Origin of the sequence: Lelliottia sp. SL45 (assembly GCF_026672535.1) — a bacterium.
GTDB lineage: Bacteria > Pseudomonadota > Gammaproteobacteria > Enterobacterales > Enterobacteriaceae > Enterobacter > Enterobacter nimipressuralis.
Genome location: NZ_JAPPRH010000003.1, coordinates 2,862,921 through 2,884,737 on the forward strand (window position 1 = coordinate 2,862,921; position 21,817 = coordinate 2,884,737).

The following is a 21,817-nucleotide window of genomic DNA, read 5'->3' on the forward strand; positions in this document are numbered from 1 at the left end:
TAGGCCGGGTCAGGCGAAGCCGCCGCCCGGCGATGCTTAGCGCAGAGCCTTAAGCTCAGCAATATCCTTCGGCGTGGTGCGACAGCACCCGCCAATCAGCTTCGCCCCTGCCGCAATCCACTGCGGCAGGTACCCCGCCAGCGTTTCACAGGCTTCGCCGTGATGGTGCCAGGTTTTGCTCACCGCGTCGTAGTGCTCACCGGAATTCGGATAGACCACCAGCGGTAGATCCGTCAGCGTGTGCAGATGCTGAAGCGCCGCCGTGGTGTTTTCCAGCGCAATACAGTTTATCCCCAGCGCCACAATCTGCGGATTATCCGCCAGCGCAGCCACTACCTCCCGCAGCGGCGTGCCGTCGCTCAGATGCTCGCTGTCGCGCAGGGTAAACGAGAACCACGCTTTCGCGCGGGGATAGCTTTCCAGCAGCGCTGCCAGCGCGGTGATCTCCGCAAAAGAGGGGAGCGTTTCGCAGGCCAGCAGATCGGCCCCCGCATCGAGCAGGGCTTCTACCCGCGAACGGTGAAAATCGGTAAACGCCGCAGCACTTCGGACGTAATCCCCGCGATATTCTGAGCCGTCCGCCAGAAACGCGCCGTAAGGCCCCACGGAACCGGCCACCAGCAGCGTGCCCGCCTGCGGGTTTTCCGCCAGACAGGCTTCACGCGCCTTGCGCGCCAGCTCCACGCTTTTGCCGATCAGCGCGCGGGATTGCGCTTCATCGTAGCCGCGTGCGGCAAACCCTTCTGCCGTCGCCTGATAGCTGGCGGTGATCGCCACCTGCGCGCCGGCACGGAAATAATCGAGATGCACTTCGCGGATCAGCTCCGGGTTCTCCACCAGCACTTTGGCGGACCACAGGCTGTCGGCAAGGTGACAACCGCGCGCTTCCAGTTCCGTCGCCATCGCTCCGTCCAGCACGATAAAGGGCTGTGTTTCAAGGAGGGCGGTAAGCGGATTATTCTGCGACATGTTCAGGCTCCTGGGTTTTTGAGGTTTGAGTCAGGTAGTAGGCACCATAACACAGGGCGACAAACGGCAGCCCGCAGTAAAGGGCAATACGCTGGGTCGGATCAAACGCCAGCCCGACGCAGGCCACCAGGCACAGCACAAAACCCAGCACCGGAACCAGCGGATACCACGGCGCGCGATACTGCAGATCGCCCAGCGTTTTTCCGGCCTGAAGATGGCGACGGCGGAACATAAAGTGCGACGCGCAGATGCTGATCCACACCGCCACCACCGCAAAACCTGAAATAGCCGAGAGCGCGACAAACACCGTATCCGGCGCGATGACGCTGGAGAACAGCGCCAGAACGCCGCCCAGCATACTCACGGAGATTGCCGTCAGCGGGACGCCGTTTTTATTGACCTGCGCAAAGCAGCGCGGCAGCGTTTTTTCATTGGAAAGTGACCACAACATGCGCCCCGACGCATACAGCCCGGAGTTGGCCGCCGAGAGGATCGCCGTCAGGATCACGAAGTTAAAAATATCCGCCGCATAGGGAATGCCGACTTTCTCGAACACCAGCACGAACGGGCTTTTTTCAACGCCAGCCTGCTGCATGGGGATCAGCGCCGCCAGCACAAACACGGTGCCGATAAAGAAAATGATTAACCGCGCGATGGTGGTGCGGATCGCCACCGGAATCACTTTATGCGGGTTCTGCGTTTCGCCCGCCGCGATACCGATAAGCTCCGTCCCTGAAAAGGCAAAGTTGACCGCCACCATCGTCATCAGGATCGGCAGACCGCCATGCGGGAACCAGCCTTCTGCGGTGATATTCGCCAGCCCCGGTGCGGGTGAGCCGTCCTGCATCGGGATAAAACCAAAGATTGCCGCCCCGCCCAGAATAATAAAGGCGATGATGGTGATCACTTTGACCAGCGAGAACCAGAATTCCCCTTCAGCGAAAAAGCGCGTGGAGATGACGTTGAGGGCAAAAATGACGGCGCAGAAGACCACGCACCAGATCCATACCGGAACCTGCGGGAACCAGTACTGCATACAGAATCCTGCGGCGGTAAAGCTCGAACCGAGGGCGACCGTCCAGGTGAGCCAGTAGAGCCACGCCACCGTATACCCTGTCGCCGGGCCGAGGTAGCGCGCCGCATAAACGTGAAACGCGCCGGTTTCCGGCATCGCCACGGAGAGTTCCCCCAGGCATTGCATTACCAGCCATACCACCAGCGCGCCGATGAGATACGCCAGCAGCGTCCCGGCCGCACCGGTGGTGGAAATGATGTAACCCGTGTTGAAAAACAACCCTGTCCCAATCACGCCACCCAGCGAAAGCATAATCAGGTGGCGGGTTTTCATGGTGCGCTTTAGCTGCCCATTTTCTTGTTCTGTTTGCATATTACCTTCTAAACGTATGGACATCTAAACATCCAAAGAAGGTTTGTTATACCGTGATTGTTAACAAAAAGCTAGCCATGAACCAGCCGCAGCCGGGCGCGGCGCGCGCTGAGACGAGGGTGATGAGTGAGAATGACGTAGAGAATCGGTCGCCAGGCCATAAGCACCTCCACAGAGCAGATACTTACAGCATGGCGCGGGGCGCTGACTTCTTCGGTCAGTCGAAAGTGGTAACGTTCTAAGGCGAGTTCACACATAAAGGTGTTGCCACATGCGGCCCGCATCTCATCAAACGCGTGATGCGCGGGCGGTTTGCCGGGTGCACGGCGTTTTCCCGACCGGCGGGTGTTAAGGTGATCTCCGTGACAAAATTGGTAATTCCCTCAAAGGGTTCTATAGTCGACTCTGTTTCTTAGCCACCAGGACTCGCTAATGCGCTTTAACGGACTGACTAAAGGTTTTTTCATTCTCATTCTCGCCATTGTTTCAGTGGCGTTCTTCGATATCCTCGCCCCCTACTTTTCCGCCGTGTTATGGGCGTCAATCCTGGCGGTCATTTTCCATCCGGTGAAAAACAAACTGCGCGGATGGGTGGGTGAACGTAACGGTGTGGCGTCGCTGCTGACGCTGCTGGTGATCTGCCTGATCGTCTTTACGCCGCTGATCGTGATCCTGTCGTCGCTGGCCATCGAGCTAAACGTGGTTTACACCAAGCTCCAGCACACCAATCCGCAGTTTCCGGAGGTGGTGGCGAGCCTGTTTTCACACCTGCCGGACTGGGCGCGGAACTTCCTCGTCGAACACAACCTGGATAACGCCAGCCAGATCCAGCAAAAGCTGTCAGATGTGGCGCTGAAAGGCGGTCAATATCTGGCGGGCAGCGCCTTCTTAATCGGCAAAGGGACGTTTGGCTTTGCGATTAGTTTTGGTGTGATGATCTATTTGCTGTTTTTCCTGCTCAAAGACGGGCCTTATCTGGTGCGCCAGATCCTCGATTCGCTGCCGCTGTCCGATTTTGTTAAACAGCATCTGTTCGCCAAATTCGCCGCCGTCTCGCGTGCCACCGTTAAAGGCACCGCCGTGGTGGCCGTGGTTCAGGGGATTCTGGGCGGGATCGCCTTTTACATTGCCGGTATCGACGGCAGCGTCCTGTGGGGCGCGCTGATGGCCTTCCTCTCCCTCATTCCAGCCGTCGGCTCGGCCATTATCTGGGTGCCCGCCGCCATCTTCCTGTTCGCCACGCAGCAGCTGTGGCAGGGGTTCTTTATCGTCGGCTTCTTCGTGATTATCGTCGGGCTGGTGGATAACATCCTGCGTCCGCTGCTGGTCGGGAAAGACACCAAAATGCCGGACTATTTAATCCTGATCTCTACCCTGGGCGGGATGGAGATTTACGGCATCAACGGATTTGTCATCGGGCCGCTGGTCGCCGCGCTGTTTATCGCCTGCTGGAATTTGCTCTCCGGGCGCGACCACGCGGGGAACGTCGACGAAATCGACGAGGCGTTCATCGAAGAGGGGAAAAATCCTCCCGATTTGTGAAAGCGTGACGATAAATAACAGACTGGCGGCCACGGGCCGCCATTTTTTTGTCACGCCAAATCAGGCGTTTCCTATAATTTCAAGAACGCTATCCCACTAACGGCTGAAAAGGATCCAACAGGTGCGAATTGCCACCATAACCAACTGGGCCTACGGCGTCACGGTGTGTCTGACTCTCGCTTCCGGCGTGGTCATGCTGCTGGCCTCAAATGCCGATAACGCCGAGCGACAGGCCGTTGAACAGCGCCAGATATTTGATCAGTTGAGCGAAGAGGTCGAAACGGATGCCTGGGCGCTGTCGGATTTGGCACGCCTGTATGTCATCAATAAAGATCCCGATGCCCTGAAGGACTATCAGCAAAAAGAACAGTCCCGTAAGCCCATTGAGCACCGGCTCTCCCGACTCAAAGATAACGGCGCGACCGGCGAAGAGCTGGCGCTGCTGCATGAAGGGTTACAGGTGGTCGATGAGTTGCAGGATGAGCAGCAGGCGGCGCTCGCCAGCATGGCGCGCGGCGATGAGAGACAGGCCGTGATTCTGCTCTACAGTAAGCCCTACGAGCAGGAGCTGGAGCGGGTGCAGAATCAGATCGACCATTTCCGCCTGATGCTGGATCGCCGCGCCCACAACGCCGTGGAAGAGGCGACAAAAAAGTCCCGCATTCTGCGCACCCTGTCAGAAGTGATGGTCGGCCTGACCGCCCTGCTCTTTTTGTTCGTGATGGGCTTTATTTTAAAGCGCCGCGTGCTGCGCCCGGTGGTGCGTCTGAGCGATGTCGTGCATCGCCTCGCGTCGCAGGATTACGCGGTGGAGACGCCAAACTTTAGCCAGATCGATGAGATCGGCGATATGGCCCAGGCGATCCGCATTTTCCGCGAGAACGGCCTGGTGCGGCAGCAGCTGGAAAAAGAGCGCGACGCGGACTGGGCAATTCGCGAACTGCTGGCGCGTATGACGCAGCGGCTGCAGGGCTGTGAGAATTTCACCGACGTGATTAACGTCGCCCAGCTGTTTGCGCCGAATATCGCGCCGGGCATTAGCGGGCAGCTGTATATCCTCGATCGCGATCCGTGGCAGATGCGCTGTGTCGCCCAGTGGCTGACGTCTGAGGAGAAACATCCCCCCTTCCATCCTGATGATTGCTGGGCCGTGCGTCGCGGTCAGAGCCATCCGCCGGTCAACGGTGAGCCGGATATCGCCTGCTATCACCTGCCGGAATCGGCGGCGGATCGGTCGCTCTGCGTGCCGCTGATCGCTCAGGGCGAGGCCATCGGTTTGCTCTCGTTCCAGAACATCACTCCGGAAACCGCCCCGTCACGCGCCTATCTTGAGCTGATGGCCGAAGCGCTCGGGCTGGCGCTCGCCAACCAGCGTCTGCGCGACGCCCTGCTGGAAAAAGCGCTCTACGATCCCTTAACTGGCCTGCGTAACCGCCATCACCTCGAAGATAAAATGCAGACGCTGATGAGCCAGGCAATGCGCAACAACGAGCCGTTGAGCTGCCTGATGATCGACATCGATCACTTCAAAAGTATTAACGATCGCTTTGGCCACGAGGCAGGCGATCAGGTGATTAAAAGCGTGGCGGCGATTGTGCAGCGTGCGGTGCATGACAACGGCATCGCCTTCCGCTACGGCGGCGAAGAGTTTCTGGCGCTGCTGACGGACACGGGCGAAGAGGGTGCTCACGCCTGCGCCACGGAGATTTACGAAGGCGTGCGCGCCCTGGCGCTGCGCTACGGTCTGGCGGAGATTGGCCCGGTCGATGTGTCGATCGGCATCGCCAGCTATCCGCAGCACGCTCAGAGCGACAACCTGCTGCGTGCCGCAGACGTGGCGCTGTATCGCGCCAAAGAGCTGGGGAGATCGCGGATTGTGAGCTTTGGGATGCTGGAGGCGGGGTGAGTCTTACCGGGCCTGGCACAGCCAGACCGAGTGCCCGCCGCACGCAGGATCCTCAAACATCACCTCAATCACCGCAAAACCGTTATCCGCCAGCCGTTGCCGGTATTCGTCAGGCGACAGGCTGGCGTGATACAGCGGCTCGCCTTCAAACTCCCCCATGGCGATCCCGTTGTCCGTACCGCTGGTGAACATCAGCACGCTGCCAGGGCGGCTATGGCGGGCAAAAATGGGGAACATCTGGCGCTGATCGTCAGGCGAGAGGTGGAAAAAACTGTCCCAGGCGAGCAGCCCGTCGAAGGTTTCATTGAGCGCCATCTGGCGCATATCCAGATGCAGCCAGCGCTGATCGGGAAACGCCTGTTGCGCCCGCGCCAGCATGCCGGGCGCACCATCAACGCCCGTCAGCCGATAACCCTGGCGGATAAAATGTTCCGCTATCGGCACCCCGTTGCCGCAGCCGATATCCAGAATCGCCCCCTTGCCGCCGATCAGCCGGGTAAACTTATCGAGCCAGCCTTTTTCCACCAGATGACGCGAGCGTAACCGCGCAAATGCATCGGCATGGGTGTCGTAGATAGTCAGGATATGTTTGGCAGCGGCATCAGACATCGTGAGTCTCGTGTGCAGAAGTTTCTGGAACGGTTATACCTTACCCGGCGGGCTGAAAACAAAAAAACCGGCGCAGATGCGCCGGTTTGTAGGGACTCAATTCATCGCTTATCAGGCGTTGGTCACCGGTTTGGACTCTGTTTTGGTCTGCGCGTTTTCCAGCATCCGACGCACCGGCACAATCAGCACCGCCAGCACCGCGGCACAAATCAGCAATGCGATGGAGCAGCGCGCGAAGAGGTCCGGCAGCATATCCAGCTGATCGGCTTTCACGTGGCCACCGATCAGGCCGGCCGCGAGGTTACCCAGGGCGCTGGCGCAGAACCACAGGCCCATCATCTGCCCGCGCATTCTTTCTGGGGCCAGCAGGGTCATAGTCGCCAGACCAATCGGGCTAAGGCACAGTTCGCCGAGGGTCAGCATCAGAATACTGCCCACCAGCCACATCGGAGAGACACCCGCGCCGCCGTTGCTGAGGACGTTCTGCGCCGCCAGCATCATCAGGCCAAAGCCCGCCGCTGCGCACAGAATACCGATAACAAACTTGGTCATGCTGCTTGGACGCACGCCTTTTTGCGCCATCATCGGCCAGGCCCAGCTAAAGACCGGTGCCAGCAGGATGATAAACAGGGCGTTGATCGACTGGAACCACACGGCAGGGATTTCAAAATCGCCGATCATGCGGTTGGTGTAGTCGTTCGCAAACAGGTTGAATGAGGTCGGTTTCTGCTCAAACGCCGACCAGAAGAAGGCCGCCGAAACCAGCAGGATGAAACACACCAGCAGGCGCGCACGCTCTTTGCGGTTCAGACCGGCAAAAACAAACAGCCAGATAAAGTAGAGCGCGACCGAGATAGCAATCACGTACACCAGCATGCTGGCAACCGCGACCGGGTTGATCACAATGATGCCCTGGGCAATCAGCGTGACGATCACCGCCCCCCCCACCGCCAGTGCCAGCAGCCAGGCGCCGACGCCGTTTTTCTTTGACACCGGGCTGTTCCAGGTGGAGTCCAGACCGACTTCGCTGTCGTAGCGTTTCATCGAAGGAACGGCAAACAGGCGGAAGATCACCAGCGCTACCAGCATCCCGATACCGCCGATGCCGAAGCCCCAGTGCCAGCCGTGGGTTTTAATCAGCCAGCCGGAGATCAGCGGCGCGATAAATGAACCCATGTTGATGCCCATGTAGAACAGCGAGAAACCGCCGTCACGACGCGCATCGCCTTTCTTGTAGAGCGTCCCGACCATCACTGAGATACAGGTTTTGAACAAACCGGAACCGAGGACGATAAACATCAGGCCGATAAAGAACAGGTTGTTGCCCATGAAAGCCGAGAGCGCGATGGAGAGATGGCCGAGCGCAATCAGAATCGAGCCGTACCAGACGGCGCGCTGCTGCCCGAGCCAGTTATCCGCAAGCCAGCCACCCGGCAGCGCGGCCAGATACATGCTGCCTGCGAAGATCCCGACAATCGCCGACGCATTTTCGCGCGCCAGCCCCATCCCACCGTCATAAACGGTCGCGGCCATAAACAGAATCAGTAACGGACGAATGCCGTAGAACGAGAAGCGCTCCCACATTTCCGTAAAGAAGAGCGAGCCAAGCGGATAAGGATGGCCGAAGAAAGTTCGGCTTTCTTTTTGATTAACAGTGGATTGCATAGTTCTCCCGAAGAGGTGTGTCGTGTTGCACGTCAACGCTGGATTGTTTGCTGGCCTTTCAGGTTCAGGGCCACTTCTTTACATCCAGCGAAATATTATTTAACCATTTGATAACCGGACGATGGTTTTGTCTAGTGCCCGGAGGGGGACTTTAAGATGAAAATTCGACAGATGTCTAGTTTTGTAGACTTTTTGTTTGATGGAAAGGGGGAAATATTGACATCGTTGCAGAAGATGCGGCCTGATTTGTGCCCTGAAATAAGCCGGAAAAACAGTGCATTTCCCCACTGATTTAGCCCGTCAATTCCTGGAGGAAAACGATCTGCATGAGTGCATCAGGAAGAGGAAGCATCGAGCCTTCATTATTGAGGGCTCAATACAAACATCCGTTGTATAAAGTGAACTGGCCTCAGCGGAAAACGGTTGAACGCGACTGGCCGCTTAGCGCGAGGAACGGTCGCGCGCAATGGGGATTATTCAGCCATGCGGGGCCTTTAACAGGGTAGAAGGATCGTTTGAGAATTCACCGTTTTTGATTTCTCCGGCGATAAACGGCAGAGGTTTACTGAACAGATAGCCTTGTGCGAAATCGCAGCCCAGCGCCTGAAGACTTTCCAGCTGTTCCTGGGTTTCAACACCCTCGGCAATCGTTTTCATACTGAGGGATTTCGCCATGCCGGTGATGAGTTTAATGATATTAAGGGCGTCTCCCTGTGTGGATATCGAATTCACAAAGGATTTGTCTATTTTGATTTTATCAAAGGCAAGTCGGCTCAGACGGGAAAGAGAGGAGTAGCCCGTACCAAAATCGTCGATGGAGATTTTCACGCCCAGGGCTCTGAGCTTATTAAGCGTATTCAGAGGCGTATTGTTGTCAGTAAAGAGAGAGGACTCCGTCACTTCCAGCTCAAGACGGTCAGCCGCAAGCCCTGTTTCTTTCAGGATAGACATCACTATTCCTGCAAAGGTTTTGCTGCTGAGCTGCACAGGAGAAACGTTTACTGAAATTTTCACCGGAACAGCCCAGGAAGCCGCTTCCCGACAGGCCATTTCAAGCACCGATTTGCCCATCTCGCTAATCATTCCGGTTTTTTCAGCAACAGGAATAAAGGTATCAGGCGACAAAAGCCCCTTTCGCGGATGCATCCAGCGAATAAGGGCTTCATAGCTGTAAATTTCCCGACTGTACGAATCCACAATCGGTTGATAATAAACCACGAATTCTTTATTCACTAACGCCAGCGCCATGTCATGCTCAAGCGTTCTGCTTTCCAGCAGCTTATCCAACATGCGCTGGCGGAAGACTTTAATTTTGCCAGCGCCTTCATTTTTGGCTTCATAAAGGGCCAGATCAGCAAATTTATAGAGATAGTCGGAACGGCGCTCAGTATCTGAGTTAACAATGCCCACACAGGTGGTAATATTTATAACCGCGCTATAAATTGTGTAGGGCTGGTTAATACAATCGCATATTTTTTGCGCCATCGAAACAGCCTGACTTTCTGCCAGATCGCTCGTGAGGAATGCAAACTCATCGCCCCCTAAGCGATAAAGCATATCTGACGGAAGCCCCATCGAAATAAGTCGCTGAGCGATCAGACGCAATAACATATCACCGGCGTCATGACCATAGGTGTCATTGACCTCTTTGAATCGGTCTAAATCAAACAACATCACGGTCACAGAGCTTTTATTAGCGTCTGCTAACTTGATGGTTTTGTTTAAATTATCCCAGAAAAACAGTCTGTTACTCAGCTCTGTGAGCGGATCATGGTAGACGTCATACTCCAGCTTGGTATTCTGGATTTGCAGTTTTTCTTTAGATTCCTGAAGCTCTCCAGCGAGACTCTTAACCTGAATATGCGCTTTGAGAATATTTCTGTTTTGATAAAAAATCAGCACACCCAGTATCGCACTCAGTATGATCAAAAGAACTGAAATCGCTGAATAAATAGAGTACAGCGTTTGAATTTTACTGTTGGCGTTGTTTATCAGATTCAGATCTTTGTTCAACGCACCGGATGAAAGGCGGCTTAATGGTCCATCAAGCGAATACATTACCCGTAGATATTTCTGAAGTTCTGGACGGGTCATTGTCTCAAGATGTGTATCCAGATAATTAAGAGTATTGTCGAGTTTTACAGCAAGTTCATGAAGTGATTCATTGCTATTTATATACTGCCCTAAATCTCCCTGCTTTAATAAATCACTCTGGCTGAGCATAATATCGAGGTGTAGACGCACATCGTCGAGTGTCATCGACTCATCAATAGTGTAAAGACTGAGCCATGATTCGAACCGATAATACTCCGAGACCAGCTGTCCAGCAGACCATGAACTGGCGTAGTGCGTCAGTTTCTGCAATTCCTGCTGTCTTTCGTGTACAAGAAAAGAGATATATCCTGTAGATATAAAAAGAGAGAATATTATGGCAGCCAGTATTCTGTTCATGTTGTTCTTCTGAAATCCTACTCAATGCTCATTTTGCTGACCTGCCATGCTGACCTTGAATAAAACACCTGATTATTCAGCTCGGGTTCGCTGTCATAGGGATAGACGATGAATAGCGGACCTTTGTCGCGAACCCGCATGTATTCGCCATTAATTTTTAAGGCAAGGATCACATTGTATTTTTGGAAGTCACTGAGAGGGATAACGGTGGTGTAGTCATTAAGTGCAGTAACCTTAACGATAGAGCCTTTGGCGCCTACGTAATCCATGAGTTTTTTCAGCGGAATACCCGTAAAGGTTGTGCGCCCATTGTACCAGGGAGAGGCGGTCTGGAAACTGACCATACCCAGCTTTTCAAGGCTGGCGACATCAAAAACGGCTTTGCCCTCTTCATTTGTATTTTCGATATTACCGGACATGGTTAAAAGGACTTTCCCGGTAGGTTTGGGAAGCTCCCCCGCCATAGCCTGCGACGCAATCACTAAGCTGAACAACATGACAATTAACTTCATTTTATCTACCCATCCGTCAAATATAAAAGAATTATAATTTAGTTATTATGCTATTTATACATGCTGTCTGGAGAATAACAATGCATTAAGTAAATTATAATTTAATGCATAAAATCAATGCGTTATGGAATTTTAGTTGTTTAGTGATGATTAATCAAGGTTGATACTGTTATTTTAAGTGCATTAAATCTAACCATGTCTGTACAAACAATAATCTATGTGTTTGGTTAGCGCAAATAAACCCACACAAATATTAATGCTTAGTGTTTGGTGCAGGCCCAGGGCCGTGTTGTGGTAAAGAGAGAGGGCTTTGATGCAAGCCTGACGTTTGTCAGTTTGTTGGATAAAATTCCACATTATTGAGAAAAAAATGTCTGGCTGACTTCTGACTCACTCGCAACAAAGCCTTCATCAACGGCAGTTCCGGTACTTTCCGGCTGAACGGCAGGTGCATTCAGTTACCTGTCCCCGCAGGGCTAGCTGACACGCCCTCTCTCCTGGCACAACGAAGGCTACTCCCAGGCGGAAATCCTGCGACATTTTTCGGGCAGGAGAGCACGACAAGATTGCGCAACCGGGTCTGATCTTCTGACATATTTCACCTTTATTTACTCCGGTATAAGGAGGAACAACTGTGGCAAATGCGTTTGTTCTCTAAAGACTTTAGGACTCATAATCATCATTCATAGACGAAAAATCTTATGCTAACATCTTATTTATAAATGCGAATCAAAGGTTAAAAGATGAAAAATACAACGCCACATTATACGTCTGTTGATTTATCTCGTTGGGCAAGGAGGGAGCATTTTGAAATATTTCAGACCTTCGCCCAATCGACATTTAATCAGACTGTTCAATTAGACATTACGGCGTTGCTAAAACATATTAAAGAGACTGGCTGGAAATTTTATCCAACTATGATTTTCCTCATTTCCAAAATCGTAAATCGGCATCCGGAGTTCCGTATGGCGATGAAGGACAATGAGCTTATCGTGTGGGATGAGGTTCATCCAAACTATACCATTTTCCATAATGAAACAGAGACCTTTTCATCATTATGGAGCCATTACGATGGCAATATTCATCACTTCCAGAAAGTATATTCAGAAGACATGGCTCGCTACAGCAATAATACTGCTTATTGGCCTAAGGAAGAGTCGCGGGAAAATATATTTTTCATATCCGGTATTCCCTGGGTAACTTTTACCAGCTTTAACGTCAATGTGGCTAATATGCAGAACTTTTTTGCCCCTATGTTCACGCTTGGAAAATACTTCGAACAAGATGGCAAAGTCTTGTTGCCTTTCGCCGTTCAGGTGCATCACTCCGTATGCGACGGTTTCCATGTAGCAAGACTGGTCAATGAGTTACAAGAACTCTGTGACGACTTGAAGCACCACCCAGAAAATTCAAGTGATTGATAGTAATGATATTTTCGCATTCGTCTTTATCCGAGATGGACAGCAGGAATCGCTGCTATTTCTGCTGAAAGCGAGGAGCAGACCTAAATTCCTCGCATCCATTGACTGAAAATCGTCTGACTCACTTTAGCAGCAGGCGTAATCCCAGAAAGGCCATAACACCGCCGCTGAGTTTATCTATAAATTTACGGTATTTAGTGTAAGCCAGACGCGGCCCGTCAGATGATAATAAGCACGCGACAATTGCATACCACAGCACATCAATAACGAATGCCATTAAGGGCAGGATGATGTACATAGCAGGCTGAATATTTTTGCTGAGGGCTGCGGAAAAGATACTGGCAAAGACCAGCGCAGTATGAGGATTGCTGATTTGCGTCAATACGCCTGTCAAAAAAGCTTTTGAGGCGCTGACCTCATCTATCGCGGTGGAAGCAATAACGCGGTTTGAAGGGCGACGAAGAATTTTCAACGCCAGCCATAAAAGATAACAACCGCCGGCAACTTTAAGGGCTGTGTAAAGTGAGGGAACCAATGTCAGCAGGGTGTGAAGGCCCGCTAACGCTATGACAGCAAATATAAGCGCTCCAAAACCGAGACCTGCCGCAACAGATAACGCCACGCGTCTCGAACTGGACATCGCCGTGCGGGCAACAAGAAGAAAGCTGACGCCCGGGCTCATTGCGCCAAAAAGAATAGCAACACCAATAGCAGAAAGTGCAATCAATTCAATGATCATTCATTTTCCCCATCATGACTCATTATCAGCCCGTTCGCTCATCGCGCGAACCGGACACCGCTGAACCGCTCCCGATTAAGACCATAGCACGATGTCATCAGCCTCTGCCCCTGAAACGAAGCGAAAATTAAACAACAAAATATCAGCGCATCACCCTCGCCTGCACCCGAACGGATACTTCGTGTCGCCCTGATAAGGAAAATGATTGCAGGACCGTGACAAATGAAAAATACGATCTAAGATTTTGGGGAAGAAAGCTGATTACATGGAGTTTCTGATGACTATTATTGTGGTGACAGTTCTGTTCTCCCTGCTCATTGTGCTGGGGCTAAAATACATCCTGGTGCAGTTAATGAATGCCTGGTGTGATCCTGATGGTCATTAAGCAGTAGTAACACACTGCCCCGGCGCGAACCTGTAATACCGTCTCATCCGTGGTTCGCGCCGGGAACGCATCCTCACTCACCTCCCCCTGCTCATCTCCCCTCCCCAGCAAATCTGGCTTGACGCACTGCGCGAACACAATTTTATGGCGTAAATCGACAGCACTTTCCGGCTTGACCTGAAGTTTACTTGAGCTTTTAAGATGCTTATCTGGAACTCAGACAGAAGGACTCGGTTTATGAAACAGGTGGACGTTGGATTTACCCACGTGGCGTTTGTCGTCAGGGATTTGGATAAGAGTATTGATTTCTATCACCGCTACGCCGGAATGGAGGTTGTTCACAGACGCGAATCTGATGTGGCAGAGGCACGCAAAGTGGCATGGCTCAGCGATCGAACGCGTCCATTTGCACTGGTCCTCGTACAGGCGGATGTCGTGACTGATACCCCTTTGGGAAGTTTTGGCCATCTTGGCGTCGCTTGCTCAAGCATCGAAGCAATCGATCAAAAAGTGGCGATGGCGCGAGCAGAGGGTGTGCTGCGAAAAGAGCCGGTTCAGGCTGGTGATCCGGTGGGATATTTTGTCTTTTTCGCTGACCCTGACGGCAATACGTTAGAACTTTCATACGGGCAAAGAGTTGGGCTGGAAGCTTCTGGAACGCACACTGAACCCAAAAAGTAACCTGGCAGACCAGTAATTACAGCGCTAAACATCCTGGCTCCCGCATCGTTTAAACGCAAAATGACCGCTTATGGCAGAGTGGAGATGGCTATCGATGCACCTCTCTTGCCGGATTAACGAGCAAGGCGCCAGGATGAATGATTGCCTTTAAAATGAAGGATAAACAGGGCGCTCATCAATTTTAGCGCACACGGACAGTTTCTCTTCGCCCGCGTATTGAAACCCAAATGAGTCGCTGGATATTGAGTGGAAAAGCGTATCGCCATTCGCAAAAGGGATGATTTCGGTATCACCAGCGCGTTTATGCCCGGCCCCCGTTTCGAAGTTTCCTCTCCACCTTTCCTGCGTGTGACCGTAGACGTGAAGAATGACTTCCACCAGACCCCGCTGTGGGCAATTAAGGCGTAAAAAGGTGGAGGAGAAATTTAAGGCGTTTGCAAAGCAGGAGAATGACAGAAGGCAAAACAGTAAAGCTCTTAAAAACATAATACCGATATAGGCTCGTTCAAATTTGAATAACAATTTAGCTTAAGTTACCAATGTTGACATTGCCCTGGATCAATATCACATAATTTTCAACAAGATAGATTATTTGGCGCGAGTGAATGTCTGTTTGTTCCTGGATTTTACTTATATGCCCTGGCTAATTTTGCCTCTGCTCCAGTAAACATGTTCGCATTCGGCTTTTCCAACCCAACCGTTTAAGGGAAAGGCCACACTTACTGTAATGTATTGAAATGCCCCTGCTGAGCTGTAGTTTGTTCAGATGTCGGATGCCGAACAGCAACACCGCGGGAGATTTGTCGCCGATGGGAAGACCGGCCGCAGAAGCCTGCCAACCCTTTGGCAGACTTCCTTTGGTGCCGTTCTTTCCTATCGTTTACTCATCGCCAGTTTGGCGGCGAACAGCAAAAACACCACGCCGGTGGTTCTGTCCATCCACTTCACCACGGCCGGCTTTTTCAGCACGCGAGACGCATAGCCCGTGGCGATAATCAGGGTTAATGACCAGAGCGTGCCTATCAACACATGAATGGAAACCAGCAAAAAGGTCCAGGCAAAGGGCGAATGCCCTGCGGGAATAAACTGGGGAAGGAATGAGACATAGAAAATGCCCATCTTCGGATTGAGCACGTTACCGAGCATTCCGCGCATAAAGCCGTTACCACTGCCCGCATTCTCCCCGGCGGTGAGCGTAAATTGCTGACGCGGACGAAGCAGCAGCTGAAGCCCCAGCCAGCAAAGATAGGCCGCACCGCACCATTTCAGTAGCGAGTAGGCCACGTCAGAAACAGCCAGTAACGCTCCCAGACCAAACGCCACCAGCGCGCCCCAGATAAAACAACCCGTATCAATACCCAGCGCCACATGCACGGCTTTTTTACTGCCATCTGCCGCGGCGGTTCGCAGGATCAAGGCGGTGTCGAGACCGGGGGTTAGCGTCAAAAGCGTGGCGGCAAGGGTATAGGCCAGAAGGGCATCGGTGACTGACATTATGCTTCTCCGAAAACGAAGATCCTACTGAAGATTTAAAAATGCTGCAACACCCCAAAGTTCGGTAGGGACCGTCAGGCTCTGTATCTTCTGATATGACCTGTCAGTCAGTAAGGGGGAATACGCATGGGTGGCCATGAGGTTAGAGTCCATCATCATTTCGGTGCTTAAGCGTTTATAAGACCCTTTATGAGAGAAAAATTTTGTCGCTACCTTTGCTGGTCAAAACGATTAACAAAGAACTATTAAACACAGTGACTATATAGCCGGTAATTGTATTTCCTGCTGTTACGCTCTTATAATCTTTTTGAAGGGAATTTGGCGGGCAAGAGAAATCAACCTGGTCATTTTGTTTCTTAAGTAATTATATTCTCTGCAAGGATATGCAATGCGCTATACACCCATTTTAATTGTTCCTTTTTTAACGGCCTGTAGTGTCGGTTTTATTAAGTTTGATAATGACCCTGTGGTGCAAGCAACCTATGCGGCTGATGCGACAAAATCTTCAGTTATTACGGCAGGTGGAAAACCAGACAGTGAGATAAATGTTCCAGAAATCAATGGGACTTGCATTAACTACACGCTAAAGAAAGGTGAAGAGACGATGCCTTTTTATGTGGCGTTCGATAAGAATGGAAAGCGAAAACATTATGGCTATATCTCCTGCCAACAGGCGAGAGCGAAGGGAGTATTTAGTCAGTAAATTTGCTTAGAATACCATTCCTCTTCTGTCGAAAATACAAGAAGAGGAGTGTCTTAATCATCTTGATATCAGTAGCCTGCAGCCCTGTTGGCGTCTTTGATGCGCTGATTTCTTGTGTCTTTTTCGTGTTGATCGTTAGCCTGCATTATCCCACTTGCAGCATCAATCCAATCATTTGCGGTACAACCTGACAATACCATACTCAACATTAATGCAAACGCATACTTCATTTTGGCTCCATCACTCATTATTGTATAATTAGCGCCGGTTTACTACTCAATGTATTTGACGCTAATGCGGATAATTTAACAAATTATCACCTTTCGGGCAAGGTGAGGGTTTCGAACCTGTTCATAAATAATTTACAATGATTAGCTTAAAAGTTAAGGTGCAGGACAGAAAATAGCGCGGTATGTAAAAAATATTATATTAATAAAAAGCGGATTATTTCCCTCAACATATCGAGCCGATATCGCTGATCTCAATGAGCGCCGCTGCTTCTTCAGCATCAATGATGTTGATGGCCTGTGGCTGGCAAAAAGCGGACTGCCCTCCCCATTCGATTAATGAATTCATCTAATAAGCCCTAGCTAATTACCCCATCTAATCGAATAAATCAGTTTGCGTTATGCTTTTCCAACACAACAGCTGAAGGATAACGTCATGCAAACAGTAAAACTCAATAACGGTATTGAAATGCCCCTGCTGGGCTTTGGTGTGTTTCAGATGACAGATGCCGCCGAATGCGAAAGAGCCGTTATTGATGCCATCGAGACGGGATATCGCCTGATCGATACTGCCGCGTCTTATCAGAATGAAACTCAGGTCGGGAACGCGCTGAAACAGACCGGCATCGCCCGTAACGAACTCTTTGTCACGACCAAACTTTGGCTGCAGGATACCCATTACGAAGGCGCTAAAGCACAGTTCGAACGCTCCCTTAATCGACTACAACTTGATTACGTTGACCTCTACCTGATTCACCAGCCATACGGCGATGTGCATGGGGCCTGGCGTGCCATGGAAGAATTGCAACAGGCAGGCAAAATTCGCGCCATTGGCGTCAGCAACTTCCATCCAGACCGACTGGCCGACCTTATCGCCTTCAACAACGTGGCCCCGGCGGTAAACCAGGTTGAAGTTAACCCCTTCAACCAGCAGCTGCATGCCGTGCCTTGGATGCAAAGCCGTGGTATTCAGCCGGAAGCCTGGGCGCCGTTTGCTGAGGGTAAAAATGGTCTGTTCCAGCATCCTGTGTTAACGGCAGTTGGCCAGAAGTACGGCAAAAGCGTGGGTCAGGTTGTGCTGCGTTGGATCTTCCAGCGAGGCATCATTTCACTGGCGAAATCGGTGCGCAAAGAACGCATGGAAGAGAACATCAACATTCTCGATTTTGAACTCAGCTCTGAAGATATGCTGCAAGTTGCTGCCCTCGACACCGCAATCAGCGCCTTCTTCTCTCACCGCGACCCGGCGATGGTGGAATGGCTGACTGGCCGCAAACTTGATGTTTAAATGATTTTTTATATCAGCGGTAACATTTTGATATCGCTGATTTCTAGCTTGGGTTAAAAGCTCACAACGCTAGTCTTTTACTAATTGGGGTACGGGTGTTGTTCGTGGGCGTAAGGAGGCGTGGGGCTGGGTAGATACTTTTTCACCTGCAAACACACATAGAGCCATTAATTCTGTTTTGTTCTACTTATCTGGGATAACGACTTACATACTAACAACGTAGATCGGAATGTAGGAAAAGCCTTTGTCTACAGATTTGAAGGATATTTTGCTGACGAAGAAATGCCATGAAGTTCGTCCATCCGCAAAGAGAAGTGGTTACAGCAATTAGATTGAGATTTTGGAGGATGCTTGAATGGTGCGATAATAGGAACCAAACAAAACCACAAAGGATATTGAATTATATGTACTTTATAATATCAGATGGTTATAGATACCCCCAGAAGTACCCCCGTAAGATTTTATGCACCACCATCAGATCACCAAAAGCTTTGCCACGGTAATCACACGCTCACGAAGTACCTACTTGTTCGAAATTCTAAGCAACACAATACTCCTTGTGACAATACTTTTACCTTACTCATAATCGCTTGGTCGCTGGATCAAGTCCAGCAGGGGCCACCAGACACAGCAAGGGCTGGAGAGAGATCTCTAGCCCTTTTGCTTTTCTTGGGGATATGCACTGCAAGTATACATAGTGACTTTTAGAGATAGAAAAACTTAAGGTGCTCCTCGGTTGACCTACCGCCCATGTGACAGATGATGGCATGAGCTTTAAGCGAATCGGTGAACGAACCCGCGCTTTACGAACATAAGTTTTGGTGTATGCTTCTTCGAAAGTATCGAATTACAAAAAACTATCGCTTGGGTGTGTACACTTTGGCGGTAGCGTACCTTCTTAAAGATTCCTTTCCAAAAAATTCCAAATATATTGTAAAAAGGCGATTTTATGCATAGCGTTAGTTTTTATTCATTTAGGATTTTAACTAAAAAAGGTAGCCGTAATAGCAAGCCGCTAGGCGCTCTTGGGTTGAGCACCAATAAAACTGCGTTTGATATTTTAGCAGACTTCCTAAATAACTATAAAGTTTCGCCAATAGAACTGAGTTCTGCAAAAACAAAAATATCTTTAGAACAGCATGCAAAACTTACTTTTGACAGAAACAAATGTTTAGTACATGGTTATATTAAAGTCGGTAAATATGGTGAAAGCCATGAGATTAAAGACACCCAACTCGCTACAACGCAATATACAACAAAAGTTGATGATGTTACCTTACGTGAACGTTATCTTTTAATCTATCTTCCAGATTCATTAGAAGAAGGTATAATCGCATTTCATAGTAGCGACAATACTTCAGCAAAATCAGTATTTACTGAATTTCTATTAGATTATTTTCTCACAAAGTATCAACTCGAAGCTAGAATAAATCCACTATGTCATAAAAACATCCCCCAACATATACTTGACTCTGAAGTAAAACAAATAAAAGCCGTTGGGTATAAACCTCCAACCGATATTGCAGATTCGTTCGGCAGAAATAGAACCAACGTCAAAACAGATTTGGTAATTAAGTTTAATGAAGGAATGATGGGAAGTTTCCGCGACTTAAGAGAGAAAAGGCTTAGCAATGTAGTTGAAATTGTTGAGGACAGATGTGATGAGGTTAAGGTCTCGCTGATGCTAGGCAACAGGACAATAGTATTCAGTTATGATTCCATTCTAAAGAAAGGGATTTCCGTTGAACTTGACGATGCTGATATCAATATTGATGCTAACACAGGCATACCCGACCTAACAGCACTACACGACACTATCAAGATCGTAACAAATGATATACTTTCAGAGATCCATAGTGGAAACGCAGGAGTAACAATATGAACAAAATAAACGTATGGCAAGTTCTCTTAAAACATTACAAAACAATGTCAGATCAACAAGGCTCGACGTTACGCTTTGATATTTTCATTCACTTTATTACTCCAACCATAATTTCAGCCATCATTTGCTGGTTATATGGAACTATGAAACCATCCATTGCTGCCTTATTTGTAAATTTTGGTGCTATCACGACCGCATTGTTAATGAGTGCGGTAATAATGATTTATGACCAAAAACAAAAAACCATTTTCAAAATAGCAGATATAAAGGATAACAACAAGCCAACTACAAACCTATCCGGCTTAGAAATTAATAAGACCGTTTACGAGCAACTCTGTCATAATGTCGCTTATGCAATATTAACTTCGATAATTCTTGTTATAGCATCTGTTGTTATTTCATTCTTTCCAGAAAAGCAAGAAACTCTAGAGGTATGGTATTTCGCAGTGCCGGCATATTTCCTGAGCTACATAGCTTATGCAGCGTTTTTCACGACCATCATCACTTTCTTGATGGTAATTAAAAGATTTAGCTCAATACTTGATAACTAATTTTTTCACAAAATAGGCATGGTTAGGAATCTTCTCTTAATAGCTATAAAAATTGGTAACTCGATCAAAAAGAGGCTGATTTCTAATATTTAACTCATAGATAATACACCCACCCAGTAAAGAATATTAGTAGATTTCAAATCTATTCATACATTAGTTTTATAGAATAAAATAAAACTTCAAATTTTCGAGTAAAAATATTATGCCTGAATTGATTTCGGCTCCAGCAGTCATGGCAGCATTGGTATCTGCATTTGTTACTATTTCTTTGTTTATAATAAAAGGAATATTTACATCATTATGGAGTAAATATTTTCTAGTATACAAGATTGAAGTTGAGCATTGTCATGAACAAAAGAAAAAAATAAAAGAGGCAATTTCAAAATATAAAATGCCATTACTTGACTCTGCCGAAACATTAAATCATAGATTATGGAATTTCTCAGGAAATTGCACCAAAGGATGGCATAACATTGATGCAAACAAGATTTTAACGGATCAATACTACTTACAAACATTTTGTTATCGTTATTTAGCTTTCTATGCTTGGTGTTTAAAGTTCGAGAGAGAACTAATATATCTTGATGTAACTCTATCAGATGAGAAAGATTTAACTTTTGTGAAGTATATAAAAACACTTCAAAACATATTTTGCGATGCCTCAATTTTAAATAATACAGGTTATGATAACGAACATGATGTAGATCATTTTTTTAAGGATGACCATATTAGCATGGTTGAGAAAATGTTTTCAGACACCGGCGGTGTAATCACTTATTCTGAATTCAAAGAGAGAAATGAAGTAGATTACAATAAAGTTTGCAAGTATATATCATCAATTGCGAATGATAAGTCATGTAATAAATGGAATATAATCAACTGCTTCCATTTTATTCTCATGGCGTTTCTGTCGACATTTGGATATGACTACCAAAAAACAGCATGGATCAAACTCTATAAATTACGTTGTTCCGAACCGAAAAACAAGTTAATAAAAAACCTTGAATGTTTATTGGAAAACTCTAAGTTAGAAAATAGTAAAGAAATAAAAAAATCACTTTCTGTTCTAAAATCACGATTATTGCTCAGTAAAATACACGGTATTTTAAAAAGAATGTTAAATTGGTTAATGCAGAAAAGCACCTCATTATATACATCATTGTTTCAATAGCTGATTTCTTTAACTACAACCAGAATAAGCAACAACATTCAAATCTGAAGTTAAGAATAATAGTATTTTAAGGTATCAGACTGAAGCAACTGTAACTTAGAGCGCGTTCAGCCAAAAATCCCCACTGGCAGTGCCGGTGAGTGACAAGTTTTGACAACTCAATCTGAACGCCAGCTTCCGGGTAAACTGGAACATCGATCTGAAAGAGGCTCGAGAATAGTTGCAAAGGGGGAG

At 48.9% G+C, this 21,817-nt stretch carries 20 protein-coding genes; 10 read left to right on the plus strand and 10 right to left on the minus strand.

Annotation, left to right across the window (positions count from 1 at the left end; genetic code table 11):
* Nucleotides 1–36: 36 nt before the first annotated feature.
* Nucleotides 37–969 carry a homocysteine S-methyltransferase gene (gene mmuM / locus OVA10_RS19940; RefSeq protein WP_100777489.1) on the minus strand — a complete coding sequence of 311 codons (933 nt, stop codon included), beginning with the start codon at nt 967–969 and terminating at the stop codon, nt 37–39.
* The gene (mmuP, locus tag OVA10_RS19945; RefSeq protein ID WP_100777490.1) at nt 956–2,356 is read right to left on the minus strand and encodes an S-methylmethionine permease; all 1,401 of its coding nucleotides are present in this window, start codon (nt 2,354–2,356) and stop codon (nt 956–958) included. Before mmuP ends, mmuM begins: the two co-directional genes overlap by 14 nt.
* A gap of 432 nt (nt 2,357–2,788) precedes the next feature.
* On the opposite strand from mmuP, the gene OVA10_RS19950 reads away from it, so the two are divergent.
* Nucleotides 2,789–3,898, plus strand: a complete 1,110-nt coding sequence (locus OVA10_RS19950; RefSeq protein ID WP_100777491.1) for an AI-2E family transporter — start codon at nt 2,789–2,791, stop codon at nt 3,896–3,898.
* A gap of 121 nt (nt 3,899–4,019) precedes the next feature.
* Nucleotides 4,020–5,804, plus strand: a complete 1,785-nt coding sequence (locus OVA10_RS19955) for a diguanylate cyclase (protein WP_268196671.1) — start codon at nt 4,020–4,022, stop codon at nt 5,802–5,804.
* Nucleotides 5,805–5,807: 3 nt separating this feature from the next.
* Here OVA10_RS19955 and OVA10_RS19960 read toward each other — a convergent pair whose 3' ends face one another.
* The 4 genes from OVA10_RS19960 to OVA10_RS19975 all read right to left on the minus strand — a co-directional run bounded on the left by OVA10_RS19960 (nt 5,808) and on the right by OVA10_RS19975 (nt 11,041).
* Nucleotides 5,808–6,413, minus strand: coding sequence for a class I SAM-dependent DNA methyltransferase (locus OVA10_RS19960; RefSeq protein ID WP_102104351.1), 606 nt, complete (start codon nt 6,411–6,413; stop codon nt 5,808–5,810).
* A 111-nt stretch (nt 6,414–6,524) separates the two neighbouring features.
* On the minus strand, nt 6,525–8,078 hold the full coding sequence (locus tag OVA10_RS19965) for a peptide MFS transporter (RefSeq protein WP_268196673.1): 1,554 nt from the start codon (nt 8,076–8,078) through the stop codon (nt 6,525–6,527).
* A 477-nt stretch (nt 8,079–8,555) separates the two neighbouring features.
* Nucleotides 8,556–10,529, minus strand: a complete 1,974-nt coding sequence (locus OVA10_RS19970; RefSeq protein ID WP_194512882.1) for a putative bifunctional diguanylate cyclase/phosphodiesterase — start codon at nt 10,527–10,529, stop codon at nt 8,556–8,558.
* 17 nt (nt 10,530–10,546) lie between these two features.
* The gene (locus OVA10_RS19975; protein ID WP_100777496.1) at nt 10,547–11,041 is read right to left on the minus strand and encodes a molybdopterin-dependent oxidoreductase; all 495 of its coding nucleotides are present in this window, start codon (nt 11,039–11,041) and stop codon (nt 10,547–10,549) included.
* Nucleotides 11,042–11,784: 743 nt separating this feature from the next.
* On the opposite strand from OVA10_RS19975, the gene catA reads away from it, so the two are divergent.
* Nucleotides 11,785–12,462: a type A chloramphenicol O-acetyltransferase gene (gene catA, locus OVA10_RS19980; RefSeq protein ID WP_268196674.1), complete on the plus strand. Its 678-nt coding sequence runs from the start codon at nt 11,785–11,787 to the stop codon at nt 12,460–12,462.
* A 121-nt stretch (nt 12,463–12,583) separates the two neighbouring features.
* Here the strand turns inward: catA and OVA10_RS19985 are convergent, their stop codons facing one another.
* Nucleotides 12,584–13,201, minus strand: coding sequence for a LysE family translocator (locus OVA10_RS19985; RefSeq protein WP_268196675.1), 618 nt, complete (start codon nt 13,199–13,201; stop codon nt 12,584–12,586).
* Between the two features lie 622 nt (nt 13,202–13,823).
* Between OVA10_RS19985 and OVA10_RS19990 the strand changes: the two genes are divergently transcribed.
* Nucleotides 13,824–14,267 (plus strand): VOC family protein, encoded by a 444-nt coding sequence (locus OVA10_RS19990; RefSeq protein WP_268196676.1) that lies wholly within the window; start codon nt 13,824–13,826, stop codon nt 14,265–14,267.
* 246 nt (nt 14,268–14,513) lie between these two features.
* Nucleotides 14,514–14,675 (plus strand): hypothetical protein, encoded by a 162-nt coding sequence (locus OVA10_RS19995; protein WP_181827378.1) that lies wholly within the window; start codon nt 14,514–14,516, stop codon nt 14,673–14,675.
* 465 nt (nt 14,676–15,140) lie between these two features.
* Here the strand turns inward: OVA10_RS19995 and OVA10_RS20000 are convergent, their stop codons facing one another.
* A complete protein-coding gene (locus tag OVA10_RS20000; RefSeq protein ID WP_102104357.1) occupies nt 15,141–15,761 on the minus strand; it encodes a LysE family translocator in 621 nt (206 codons plus the stop codon).
* Nucleotides 15,762–16,149: 388 nt separating this feature from the next.
* Here OVA10_RS20000 and OVA10_RS20005 point away from each other — a divergent pair, with 388 nt between their 5' ends.
* Entirely contained in the window at nt 16,150–16,464 is a 315-nt protein-coding gene (locus tag OVA10_RS20005; protein ID WP_123429422.1) for a hypothetical protein, read from the plus strand.
* Nucleotides 16,465–16,532: 68 nt separating this feature from the next.
* Here the strand turns inward: OVA10_RS20005 and OVA10_RS20010 are convergent, their stop codons facing one another.
* Together OVA10_RS20010 and OVA10_RS20015 are read right to left on the minus strand one after the other, a co-directional pair.
* A complete protein-coding gene (locus OVA10_RS20010) occupies nt 16,533–16,694 on the minus strand; it encodes a hypothetical protein (RefSeq protein ID WP_181827376.1) in 162 nt (53 codons plus the stop codon).
* 223 nt (nt 16,695–16,917) lie between these two features.
* Nucleotides 16,918–17,040: a hypothetical protein gene (locus OVA10_RS20015; protein ID WP_268196677.1), complete on the minus strand. Its 123-nt coding sequence runs from the start codon at nt 17,038–17,040 to the stop codon at nt 16,918–16,920.
* Nucleotides 17,041–17,127: 87 nt separating this feature from the next.
* Here OVA10_RS20015 and OVA10_RS20020 point away from each other — a divergent pair, with 87 nt between their 5' ends.
* From OVA10_RS20020 to OVA10_RS20035, 4 genes are all read left to right on the plus strand, one after another.
* Nucleotides 17,128–17,979 carry an aldo/keto reductase gene (locus OVA10_RS20020; protein ID WP_268196678.1) on the plus strand — a complete coding sequence of 284 codons (852 nt, stop codon included), beginning with the start codon at nt 17,128–17,130 and terminating at the stop codon, nt 17,977–17,979.
* Between the two features lie 949 nt (nt 17,980–18,928).
* A complete protein-coding gene (locus OVA10_RS20025) occupies nt 18,929–19,861 on the plus strand; it encodes a hypothetical protein (RefSeq protein ID WP_142503691.1) in 933 nt (310 codons plus the stop codon).
* The gene (locus OVA10_RS20030) at nt 19,858–20,412 is read left to right on the plus strand and encodes a hypothetical protein (RefSeq protein ID WP_142503692.1); all 555 of its coding nucleotides are present in this window, start codon (nt 19,858–19,860) and stop codon (nt 20,410–20,412) included. Before OVA10_RS20025 ends, OVA10_RS20030 begins: the two co-directional genes overlap by 4 nt.
* Before the next feature lie 202 nt (nt 20,413–20,614).
* On the plus strand, nt 20,615–21,583 hold the full coding sequence (locus OVA10_RS20035; protein ID WP_185935136.1) for a hypothetical protein: 969 nt from the start codon (nt 20,615–20,617) through the stop codon (nt 21,581–21,583).
* Nucleotides 21,584–21,817: the final 234 nt, after the last annotated feature.